The sequence below is a fragment of the Vibrio sp. Scap24 genome (genome assembly GCF_013394185.1).
Classification (GTDB): domain Bacteria; phylum Pseudomonadota; class Gammaproteobacteria; order Enterobacterales; family Vibrionaceae; genus Vibrio; species Vibrio pomeroyi.
The window spans coordinates 2568430-2580773 of record NZ_CP041332.1; the positions used below are offsets into that span (position 1 = coordinate 2568430).

General features: G+C 46.5%; 6 protein-coding genes. 4 read left to right on the forward strand and 2 right to left on the reverse strand.

Features of this window, described 5'->3' with window-relative positions:
* Positions 1-39 precede the first annotated feature (39 nt).
* Complete coding sequence (locus FLM53_RS11365; protein WP_123284286.1) at positions 40-936, reverse strand: LysR family transcriptional regulator; 897 nt, start codon at positions 934-936, stop codon at positions 40-42.
* Positions 937-1141: 205 nt separating this feature from the next.
* Between FLM53_RS11365 and FLM53_RS11370 the strand changes: the two genes are divergently transcribed.
* The 4 genes from FLM53_RS11370 (at position 1142) to recD (ending at position 11956) form a co-directional block, all read left to right on the forward strand.
* On the forward strand, positions 1142-2092 hold the full coding sequence (locus FLM53_RS11370; protein WP_176681977.1) for a TDT family transporter: 951 nt from the start codon (positions 1142-1144) through the stop codon (positions 2090-2092).
* Between the two features lie 127 nt (positions 2093-2219).
* Positions 2220-5696 (forward strand): exodeoxyribonuclease V subunit gamma, encoded by a 3477-nt coding sequence (gene recC / locus FLM53_RS11375; RefSeq protein ID WP_176681890.1) that lies wholly within the window; start codon positions 2220-2222, stop codon positions 5694-5696.
* Positions 5697-6089: 393 nt separating this feature from the next.
* Positions 6090-9764, forward strand: a complete 3675-nt coding sequence (recB, locus tag FLM53_RS11380) for an exodeoxyribonuclease V subunit beta (RefSeq protein ID WP_176681889.1) — start codon at positions 6090-6092, stop codon at positions 9762-9764.
* Positions 9764-11956 (forward strand): exodeoxyribonuclease V subunit alpha, encoded by a 2193-nt coding sequence (gene recD / locus FLM53_RS11385; protein ID WP_176681888.1) that lies wholly within the window; start codon positions 9764-9766, stop codon positions 11954-11956. The genes recB and recD overlap by 1 nt, the downstream gene beginning before the upstream one ends.
* A 52-nt stretch (positions 11957-12008) precedes the next feature.
* On the opposite strand, the gene FLM53_RS11390 is transcribed toward recD, so the two are convergent.
* Positions 12009-12200 (reverse strand): hypothetical protein, encoded by a 192-nt coding sequence (locus FLM53_RS11390; protein ID WP_008223046.1) that lies wholly within the window; start codon positions 12198-12200, stop codon positions 12009-12011.
* Positions 12201-12344 lie beyond the last annotated feature (144 nt).

Sequence of the window (12344 nt, forward strand, 5' to 3'; positions counted from 1 at the left end):
TGATGCGAAAAGTCCAGTTGGAGCCCGAACTATGCGGCCTCAATCTTGATGTGTAGCCCAGTCTTCACAATAACCCATGAAAGATTTCAGCAGTGGGCTTTGATATTTGTCTTTATGGACCAGCATCCAGAATCGACGTTTCATGTCGAGTGGTACATCAAGTGCTTTCACTCGGCCAGAATCAATCGCGCGTTGTGCCGCTAAACGCGATAAACACGCAAAGCCCAGACCTGCAGAAACAGAGTTGATGATCGCTTCCGTGGTGTTGAGCTCAAATGATTCGTACCAGTGCTCGATACGCGGTGCAACGGCACGCAAGAAAAACTCACGAGTACCTGAGCCTGATTCGCGCAATATCCAATGGCTGTCTTCTAAATCATGCAGAGCAACTTTGTCTTGTGAAACGAGAGGGTGTTGATTACTAACGATAATACACATCTCATCGCTACTGAACTGGCTAGATATCAATTCAGGGTGGAGTGTTTTTCCTTCAATTAGCGCGATATCCAGTTCATAATCCACCAACTTTTGGCAGATCAGCGCACTGTTTGAAATGAACAAGCTTTGATCTTGATGCTGAGTTCGTTCGCGAAAGCCAGACAGAATAAAGGGTGCGACCTGATTACCAATCGTGTCACTCGCGCCAACCTTGAGATTGCCACTTAATGGTTGGTCATCGCGGAACAAAACATCGATGCCTGCAGCTCTGTGAAGTATCTCATCGGCCAAAGGAAGTAACTTTTGTCCCTCCTGATTGAGAATTAATCGGTTGTTGACCCGGTCAAATAGAGAGTGACCTAACTGTTTCTCCATTTCGCCTAGTGCCATGCTGACCGCAGCTTTAGACAAAAACAGCGCTTCTGATGCGGCAGTAAGTGTCGAATGCTGGGTAATGGTGACAAACACTTTGAGTTGTTTGATTGAAATATTAGCCATCAGGTTCCTAGTTTTACGCTGCTGGTGGAAAGGGTCGTTCAGTATTGATGAACACTTGTTATATATAATTGGATATTGTTTAACGAAGCGCAAGCGTATTATGGCTTCAACAAGCTGATGAGTTCACAAGTTTAGTGAATTAAGTTTAAGAGAGGCTGACATGATTCAACGTATTAAATATAGATTAACAGGAGCTCCAACACCCATGGCAGGGTTAGCACTAGCAATCGCAAGCTTAGGCTGGTGCTGGGATGGCGTTTTAGTCGCACAAGGTATTTTGCACACTCCAGGCTTAGTGCAGTGGATAAGTGCAGGTATTGCAGCGGTATTGCTTCTTGTTTTAGCTGTGAAATTTTTGATTCATGGTCACCTATTGCGTGAAGATCTTGCTCACCCTGTTGTTGGCAGTGTGGTACCAACATTTGCTATGGGGTGCATGGTGGTATCAGCGTCTTTGGCGCCAATTTCTCAATTTTTACAAGAAGCGATGTGGTTGGCTTCTGTGGCTTTACACGTTGTGTTTCTAGTGAGCTTTTTGTACCACAGAGCTAAAAACTTTGAGATTCACCACATGGTACCAAGTTGGTTTGTACCACCGATTGGTATTATTGTGGCTGACGTGTCTTTCTCTGGTAATCCAGTTTTAGAGCCAGTAGCGAACGCGACTTTGGTATTCGGTTTATTGGTTTATGCTGTGATGCTGCCACTGATGGTTTACCGTTTGATGTTCTCTCACGAAGTGCCAGATGCTGCAAAACCAACGATTGCGATTATGGCAGCACCAGCGAGCCTATCTTTGGCGGGTTACTTAACCGTTACTGCTAGCCCTTCACCAGTGATCATTGGTTTATTATTTGGTATTGCAGTGTTGATGACGTTTATTATTTACATCGCGTTCTTCAAACTACTTCGTCTGCCATTCAGCCCAGGCTATGCAGCGTTTACTTTCCCAATCGTGATTGGTGCAACAGCGTTATTTAAATTGGCGGCTTGGATGCAAGTACAAGGTATTGAAGCGCACTACATCAGCCAAGTGTTCAATCTAGCGTACCTAGAACTGATTGTGGCAACCTTCGTCGTCGGTTATGTCGCGATTCGTTACTACATGAACTACAAACCTCATCGTGTTTTAAGTGCGGTAGCCGGCAGATTGTAAAGGCCAATAGTTCAAAAGATAAACGGACCTTAAGCTTTCGGTATTTCACAAGCTTATATTCCTCATCCAAACTCAGCACTTATGCTAATCTGGCAGTATATTGTGGCAAGATTAGCGTGAGTGCACTTTGTTTACTGTTTACCATTCCAATAAAGTTGATACTTTAAAAATTCTTCTCGTTCACTTGATCAAAAGTGACCCTTTAGCCAATCCTTTCGAAAAAGAGCAAATTCTGGTTCAGAGCCCGGGCATGTCTCAATGGCTTAAGATGGAACTCGCCAAAGAGTTTGGTGTAGCAGCAAATCTCGATTTTCCTCTTCCAGCAACCTTCATTTGGGATATGTTTACCCAAGTGCTTCCTGATGTACCTAAACGCAGTGCTTTTAATAAAGAAGCGATGACGTGGAAGCTGATGAGTTTGCTACCCGCGAAACTTGACCACCCTGATTTCTTACCCCTGCAGCGCTATCTTGAAAACGACGAAGATGATTCAAAGCTGTATCAATTAGCCGAGAAAATTGCCGATATCTTCGATGGCTACTTGGTATATCGACCTGAGTGGATGGCGATGTGGGAAGCGGGCGAGCCCGTTGCAGAGTTGATTGATAGTGAAGGGCAGCAAGAGCACCCTTGGCAGCCCATTTTGTGGAAGGCTCTCTATGATCAGACACTGTCTCAAGGCCAATCGAAGTACCACCGTGGTAACTTGTATCACGACTTTATTGAAGCGCTAGCCAACCAACAAGGGCAGCTACAACACCTGCCGAAACGTCTGTTTGTGTTTGGTATTTCGTCACTGCCTCCCCGCTACATGGATGCCTTGAAAGCGCTTGGCGAGCAGATTGATGTCCACCTGATGTTTACCAACCCTTGCCAACATTATTGGGGTGACATCCGCGACCGTAAATACTTGGCAAGAGTGGAAGCGCAGCGTCGCAAGCAGTTTGCATTAGTTGATGGTTTACCTCAGCTTGAAGGCGAAGTATCGCCACTGAAAGATGGTATCGAAGCCAACGTTGAAGATGAACTACACACCAGCCAAGCGGTAGGTAATAGCTTGCTTGCGTCTATGGGTAAGCTGGGCAGAGATAACCTGTTCTTGCTGTCTCAATCAGACAGTGAAGAACATGAGTTCTTTATTGATGTTGAGAGAGACAGTCTGCTGCATCAACTGCAAGCCGATATTCTCCAGTTAGAAGAACATCAAGATGATCACATCTTAGATTCCAGCAACCACAAACAAGTGGTTGAACTGGGTGATCGCTCGTTGACTGTGCATGCTTGTCACAGCCCAATGCGCGAGGTGGAAGTTCTCCATGATCAGCTATTGGCGATGTTTGATGCCGACCCAACATTGAAGCCACGCGATATCATCGTGATGGTGGCAGACATCAATGCTTACAGCCCTGCGATTCAGGCGGTATTTGGTAATGCTCCGGGTGAGCGCTACATTCCTTACTCGATCTCGGATAGAACGGCCGATCAAGAGAGCCCAATTCTGACCGCGTTCATGCAGTTGGTCGCGCTACCAAACACGCGCTGTTTAGCTTCTGAACTTCTGGAATTATTAGAAATCCCAGCGATGATGGCACGCTTTGGCATTGATGAATTTCAATTTGAGCAAGCTAAGCAGTGGGTTGAAGAAGCGGGTATTCGTTGGGGCGTCGACTCGTCTACCGCAACGGAGTTTGATTTGCCTGCTACTGAGCAAAATACCTGGCTATTTGGTATTCAGCGGATGCTGCTGGGTTATGCGATGTCGGATTCTGCAGGTTTGTTTGAAACTGAACACTCTCCAATTGCAGCTTATAACGAAGTTCAGGGCATTAACGCCGAACTTGCGGGTAAGTTAGCGCACTTTATTGATCGTATTGCCCATTACCGTCAACGCCTCACTGAGACGCAATCAATCGATATGTGGCGTGAAACCTTGCTGCAAATGATTGATGACTTCTTCGCCGTTGAGCTAGAAGGCGAGGTAGTGCTTAAGTCGATTCGCGATGCACTTTCTCAACTGAATGAACAGCTTGATGATGCCTTATACGAACAAGAATTATCACCAAGCATCATTTATCAGTACTTGAATAACAAACTGTCGGGCGCGCGCATTAGTCAGCGTTTCTTAGCGGGGCAAGTTAACTTCTGTACCCTGATGCCGATGCGTTCCATCCCGTTCAAAACCGTTTGTCTATTAGGAATGAATGATGGTGTTTACCCTCGATCAATGCCGCCAGAAGGTTTTGATTTGATGAATGGGCGCACTCGTCCGGGAGACCGTTCTCGTCGTGATGATGACCGTTACCTGTTTTTAGAAGCAATGTTGTCAGCACAAGAGTGTTTATACATTAGTTATGTCGGTCGCTCGATTCAAGATAATACTGAGCGAGTACCGTCGGTATTGGTTTCAGAGTTGATTGAGTACTGCCAGCAGAACTACTGCCTAAGTGACGATCAAGCGCTACCAAGTGATGATTCTGGTATCAAACTGACTCATGCGATCAGCTTTGAGCACACCATGACCCCGTTCAGCCCGGCAGCCTTTACACAAGGTGATGCGAGCCATGTATTGAGCTACGCCAAAGAATGGCTTCCTGCGGCTAACCGTTCCGGTGAACGCAGTGGTGAATTCAATCGTGCCTTGGATGACTATTTACTTGGTGCGACCTATCCATTAGAGCTCGATCTAGTTGAGCTACAGCGTTTCTGGCGCTTGCCGGTGCAATACTTCTTTAATCGCCGCTTAAAGGTAGTGTTTGAGCCACCGCTTCCGGTTATGGAAGACGATGAGCCGTTCGTGCTTAATGGCTTAGAGAGCTTCCAGCTTAAGGATGCCTTGCTCCAAGTACTACTCGATCACCAAGAAGGGGCAGATGAAGCGGTTTGCTTGTTTGTCTCTGAGCAAAAAGCCCAAGGTCGCTTACCGGTTGGTGCTTTTGGTGATATCGAGTTTGAAACTAATCGCGTTCAAGCGGAAGACTTAGCCAAAGAGATTCGATTTGTAAGTGGGCAGCCACAGCAAGATCTTGAGGTGAATATTGAGTTTGATGTGTTAGGTGAGGGGAAACCGGTTCGTTTGATGGGTTGGCTCACTCAAAACTATCAATCGGGCTTGGTGCGCTTCCGTAGCGGTAAAATTCGCTCGCAAGATTATTTGGCCGCATGGATCGATCATCTATGTGGTGCAGTGATGGGGCATGGCAAAACAACCCATATTATTGGCTACGACAGAAAAGAAGGCGTGGTTCACCAAACGCTACAACCGATTGCTGATGCGCAGCAGGCAAAGAGTTTATTGGCAGAGTTGGTAAGACTGTTTTATCAAGGTATGACTGCACCACTGCCTTACTTCCCGAAAACCGCATTGGCCGGCGTTGAAGCGGGCTTTAGCCGTGGTAAATGGGTCGATGATGAAGAGAAATCGCTCAAGAAAATGGCCGATACTTTTAATGACAGTTTCGCTTTCACTGGCGAGGGTCGAGATACCTACATCTCACGTATTTGGCCTAAGTGGGACGATGGGTTAGCTGCTGAGTCGCGTATGTATTCAACGCTTGTATTACAGGCGGCAAGGTTGGCGGCTGCCGATCTGGAAGATCAGGAGTAAGCTGCTGTGATCGATACGATCAATCGCGGGTGCGCTGAATTAATGAAAGACAAAAAAGAGTCGCTGGTAAGCATTTGGGATGCTTGCTTTCAATGTGAATGGAATCAAGGTACAGGAAATAAAGTGGCCGCCAGTAAATCATTATTAGTGTAGGGCGTTCGCTGTACGGCCACAGGTCAGAGGGACCATTATTCTGTGGTTCAAAGTAGGCAATGAGCATAAAACTCGAATCGCGCTCCTGAACTCGTGGGCGCATAGTAGCGAGGCGATCCGAATTGATCCGTGAGAGAGATCGCACTAACTATTAACAAATCAGCGTAGGACGTAAATTGAATGACGTTTTCCACGCTAGGTCACATTTGTAACAACATATTTATCAGAAGGCAGTAAGGCATGACGACCACAAGCAGTGTTCAGGTAATTGCTCCACAGACACTCAATACCATGACGTTTCCACTTCATGGCGCGCGTTTAATTGAAGCATCGGCGGGTACAGGTAAAACATTTACCATCGCTGGCTTGTACTTACGCTTACTGCTCGGACATGGCACGGCAGCACCACAAGGGGAGCTGTCGGAAGCAACCCGACACCATGAGCCGCTGACAGTAGACCAAATCTTGGTTGTGACCTTTACCGAAGCGGCAACCGCAGAGCTGCGAGATCGTATCCGTGCCCGAATTCATGATGCGCGCATCGCGTTTGCTCGCGGGCAAAGTGACGACCCAGTGATTGCGCCTCTGTTGCAAGCAATCGAAGACCACGCAGGCGCTGCAAAAACACTGCTCAATGCGGAAAGGCAAATGGATGAAGCGGCGGTATACACCATTCATGGCTTCTGTCAGCGAATGTTGACTCAAAATGCCTTCGAATCTGGCAGCCGATTTGATAATGAATTTGTGACCGATGAAAGCCACTTGAAAGCTCAAGTGGTAGCTGACTATTGGCGTAAGCAATTTTACTCGCTACCTATTCAACTGGCTGGTGAGGTTCGTAATATTTGGGGTTCACCGGCTGCATTATTAGCAGACGTAAATCGTTATCTGACAGGATCGCCGCTGAAATTGACGGTAGATGCTATGTCGGGTGATTTGCAAACTCTGCACAACCAGAACCTAGACAAAGTGAAGCAGCTCAAAGCGCTGTGGTGTGAATCTGAAGCGGACTTTTTGGCTTTGATCTCAGGTTCAGATGTGAACAAGCGCAGCTACACCAAGAAGTCTCTGCCGACATGGTTAGAAGCAGTGACGGCATGGGCGCAAAGTGACACCCATGATTATCAATACCCAGACAAATTAGAGAAATTCTCGCAAGCCACTTTAATCGAGAAAACACCGAAAGGCACCGCACCTCAGCATGCCGTTTTCGAAGCGATTGAAGATTTCTTAAATCACCCAGCCGACTTGAAAGCTCCGTTATTGGCACATGCGATTACCCATTGTCGAACTATGCTCGCTAAGGCTAAACAGCAAAAGCAGTGGTTATCGTTTGATGACTTGCTGACTCAGTTATCTGCATCGATTGATGTCGATGAGCAATCATTGCTGGTGGAAAGAATTCGCACTTTATACCCGGTGGCGATGATCGATGAATTTCAGGATACCGACCCACTGCAATACAGTATTTTTAGCCGAATTTATCTCGATAATCCGCAGTGCGGCTTGTTTATGATCGGTGACCCAAAGCAGGCGATTTATGGCTTCCGTGGCGCAGATATCTTTACCTATATCAAGGCGAGAAACCAAGTTAGTGCTCACTACACCTTAGGCACTAACTGGCGCTCAAGTGCCGATATGGTCAGTGCAGTAAACCAAGTGTTTATGAATTCGGACAGCCCGTTTATCTACGACCAAGACATCCCATTCTTACCCGTAGCTGCCAGTCCATCAGCCGACAAACGCCAATGGGTGATGAACGGAGAAACTCAGCACGCACTTACCTTTTGGCTGCAAGAGGCTGAAGACAAGCCGTTGCCAAAGGGCGAATATCACAATGCAATGGCAGAGGCGACGGCGAGTCAAATTCAAACCATTCTGACCTCTTCTCAAAATCAGCAAGCTTATTTCGATAACGGCAAAAAACAACATGCCGTGAATGCGGGCGATATTGCTGTCTTGGTTAGAACTGGTAGTGAAGGTCGTCTGATCAAGAATGCGCTATCCGAACAAGACATTGCAAGTGTGTATCTTTCTAACCGAGACAGTGTGTTTACCAGCTTAGTCGCACAAGATATCCAACGCTTGCTACAAGCTGTGCTGACACCTGAAAACGATCGAGCATTGCGCGCGAGCTTGGCCTCTGAGTTGTTCGCTCTGGATGCGGCTTCATTGGATGAACTCAACAATGATGAAGTGGTGTGGGAAAACGTTGTTAACGAATTTCGTGAGTATCGTAAGTTATGGCTACAGCGTGGTGTGTTGCCAATGCTTCGTAGCGTGATCAGTAAACGACATCTCGCGGAACGCTTACTGGAAGAAGAAAATGGTGAGCGCTCACTTACCGATTTGATGCACATTGGCGAATTGCTGCAACAAGCAAGGCAGGAACTCGACAGTGATTATGGTTTGTTGCGCTGGTTAGCAGAAGCGATCTCAGATGCGCAAAATGGTCTAGGCGGCAGTGAAGATGATATTCAGCGTCTTGAATCTGAAAGAAACTTGGTTCAAATCGTTACCATTCACAAATCGAAAGGTTTGGAATATGACTTAGTATTCCTGCCATTTGTGGCGAGTTACCGAGAAGCGAGCGAAGGAAAATTCTACGACCATGATTCAGATACCACGGTACTGGATATCACAGGTAGTGACAGTGCCTTAGCGCAAGCCGATAAAGAGCGACTCGCGGAAGACTTGCGTTTGATTTATGTAGCGCTGACTCGTGCGGTTTATGGCTGTTTCATTGGCATGGCGCCACTGCGTAAAGGGCGTTCAACCAAAGAACCTACCGGTGTGCATTTGAGTGCGATGGGCTACTTGGTTCAAAACGGACAAGAGCAGGGTATTGCCGAATTACACCAAGCTTTAGCGGCCATTGAAGGCAAAAATTCAAGTGTGCTGTTAGCCGAAACACCAACCGCGCATGAGCAAGTGTTTGTACAAACAGAGCAAGTGAGTGAAGACTTACATGCGAACGAGCTCAAGGCTTCAATCGACAGGGCTTGGCGTATCACCAGTTACTCGGGGCTTGTAAAGCAAGGCAGTCACGGTGCGAGTCATGACGCGACCATTGAGGTATCTGGCTTCGATATTGATTCGGCTGATGAGCAGGATGAGTCTGAGTTGATTGAACCTGAACGTTCTATTTTTACGTTTCCTCGTGGTGCGCGCCCAGGTACTTTCTTGCACACCTTGTTTGAGGATGTTGAATTTACCGAGCCAGCAACCAGCGAACATAACACGCAAGTAATTACTCACTTATTAGAGTCTGAACAATACGAACTAGAGTGGCTACCTGTGCTTCAGCAACTGGTCGATATCGTTCTTAACACAGCATTGGATGGCAAGAACTTAAAGCTAAGTGAGAAAGATTCGACGCAACGCTTAGTTGAGATGGAGTTCTTACTACCGATCGAAGTATTGGCCGCATCTGAACTGAATCAAACCATTCAATATCATGATCCATTATCGGCCAAAGCGGGCGACCTAGGTTTCCAAACTGTGCAAGGTATGCTGAAAGGCTTCATCGATTTAGTGTTCGAGCATCAAGGTAAATACTATGTACTTGACTGGAAATCGAATCATTTAGGTGATGATGTTGCCGTCTACCATGGTGAGGCATTGAAATCGGCGATGGCCGACCACCGTTATGACCTGCAATATCAAATTTATGCATTGGCGCTGCACCGTTTCTTACGTAGTCGTGTTGCGAATTACAGCTATGAACAACATTTTGGTGGGGTTTATTACTTGTTCTTGCGAGGCATGGACGGCCAATCTCAGCAGGGCATTTTCTCGGCTAAACCAACACTGGCGTTACTTGATGAAATGGATCAATTGATTGACGGTAAAGTGATAGACAGACGTTCAGCACAACTGAATGACGATGAAACTGGACAGATGGGGCTTTTATAATGACAACAACGACCATTAATACCAGCATAGAAGCTGCGAACACGGTGAAGCCCGTTTCACTTATTCCTGAGCAACTTATGGATGTACTCAAGTTTCTTGCGGATAAGGGTTCGATTCGTCAGTTGGATTATCAATTTGCCCGTTTTATTGCTCAGCAATCCACGAGTCACTCTCAAGAGATCGGCTTTCTCGCTGGGGTAGTAAGCCATGAATTAGGCAAAGGGCACATTTGTACTCAGCTTATACAAGCTCAAACAGCAGATTTAGCTCAGTTACTCGGTTTGTACGGTGAAACGGCACTGCAATTGAACCAAAAATTGTTAGGCATTGACTGGGTGACGGTACTTCAATCGTCAAACCTAGTAGGCACAACCAATGACTGTGTTAAGCCGCTGATGTTTGATGGACAGCGTGTCTACTTACAGCGTTATTGGAACTACGAGGTGGTACTGGCAAACACGTTAAACCGTTTAAGTAAGCCAGTTGAGTTTAATGTTGAACAGAAGAAGGCGCTGACAGAAACGCTCAATCAGCTCTTTGCTCGCAGTTATCATTTTCTGTTTAACGCTTTAGCGAAGGCTGAAGCAAACCAACAAACGTCTCAGGTATTACGCCAACAGCTGGTGTGTGATCATCTTGATATCGTCGATGAGCAACCTCTGAATTGGGGGGCAATTGACCAAGCGATTGTACAAGCCAAGCAAGTGACGGACTTAGATGTTCTAGACAGTTTGGTACCATTATCTGCATGTTTGAACTGGCAAAAAGTGGCGGCAGCGGTAGCGCTGAGTCGTCGTTTTGCAGTGATTTCTGGTGGACCGGGTACCGGTAAAACGACCACGGTCACCAAGTTATTGTCGGCTATGGTCGAGCAATCATTAAGCCAAGGCAAAACGCCAACGATTAAGCTAGTTGCACCAACGGGTAAAGCGGCGGCACGTTTAACTGAGTCGATTGGTAAAGCGATTGAGCAACTACCTCTAGCACCTGAAGTTAAGGCTAACATACCAACAGAATCGAGCACTTTGCACCGCTTGCTTGGCGCGATCCCTAATCGAGCGGAATTTAGGCACAACCGACGTAATCCACTTCACCTTGATATCTTGGTGGTGGATGAAGCTTCGATGGTTGATCTGTCCATGATGTATAAATTAGTGGATGCACTTCCTGAGCACGCAAGGCTTATCTTGTTGGGTGATAAAGACCAATTGGCTTCCGTTGAAGCGGGCGCGGTGTTAGGTGATATCTGCTCATTTAATTCAACAGGCTACAGCACGGCGCAAGGTAACTTGATTGCGGAGATGACAGGTTTTGACGCGATAGCGAATACACAGCAGGCAAAAGCTGGATCGGTTAACCCTCCGGCGATTGCGGATAGTCTGTGTATGCTGCAGAAGAGTTATCGTTTCGATGCTCGTTCAGGTATCGGGCAGTTGGCAAAAGCAATTAACAACGGGTCTGCGAATCAAGTCGACCAAGTGTTTGCTAAAGGATTTGGCGATATTGAGAACCATCCTCTATCGAGCGATAGCTACAACTTGATGTTGCGTACCTTGGTTAATGAATATGGTGCGTACCTCAACCGAATGAATGTGCCGTTGGAAGAGTTAGAAACTCAAGAAGCGAGAGCCAAATCTGTACTCGATTTGTTCAGCCAATGCCGACTGTTGTGCTCTATTCGAGAAGGTGATTTTGGTGTTAAAGGCCTCAACCATCGTATTGAAAGGGCGCTTGCCGCAAGACGTTTAGTGAATCCACACAACGATGAACTTTGGTATCACGGGCGACCAGTAATGGTAACGCGTAACGATCATGGCTTGGGCTTATACAATGGTGATATTGGTATTTGTATGCTTGAAGCGGATTCAAACCAGTCTGACTCAACTCCTCGCTTGAAGGTCTATTTTGAGTTGCCCGATGGCAGCGTAAAAGCGGTGCTACCAAGCCGAGTGCCTGATCATGAAACGGCTTATGCGATGACGATTCACAAATCTCAGGGCAGTGAATTTGATTTGACCTTAATGATCCTGCCGCCAGACTTCAGTCAAATTTTGACGCGAGAGCTTATCTACACAGGTATTACGCGTGCGAAGAAACGACTGATGATGTTCAGTGATACTAATGTATTAAAGCGTGGGATTAAGGTGAAAACAGAGCGAGTGAGTGGTTTAGGAAGCCGCTTAACTAGCTAAAGGTGATGTCGATGTATGTACAAAGCAACCATCCCTGGTTGCTTTGAGCGTGCTAGGAATCAGTGCCTAAAAACGCTCGAGTAAACGATATGTGGTTTATTTTGTATTTTGCTTGGCAATTCAAAATAAACTCTTTTAGATTCTCGCTCACAGGGAACACGCAGTGTACGTCTAGCCCTTCTAAGAATTGGTTATCAGCCATATCCCAAAAACTTTGCAGCGAGTTACAAACAATGGTTCTCATATCAATGTTGCTCTTTTTGCTGTTGTACTAACGGCAGAGCTACTGCTAGCGTGCTGACCGTTAACGGGTATAGCAATCCGTGCAGTTACCACCTCAATAAGTTCGATGTGACTATCGAGATGGCAATTCCTATAAAAACATTTG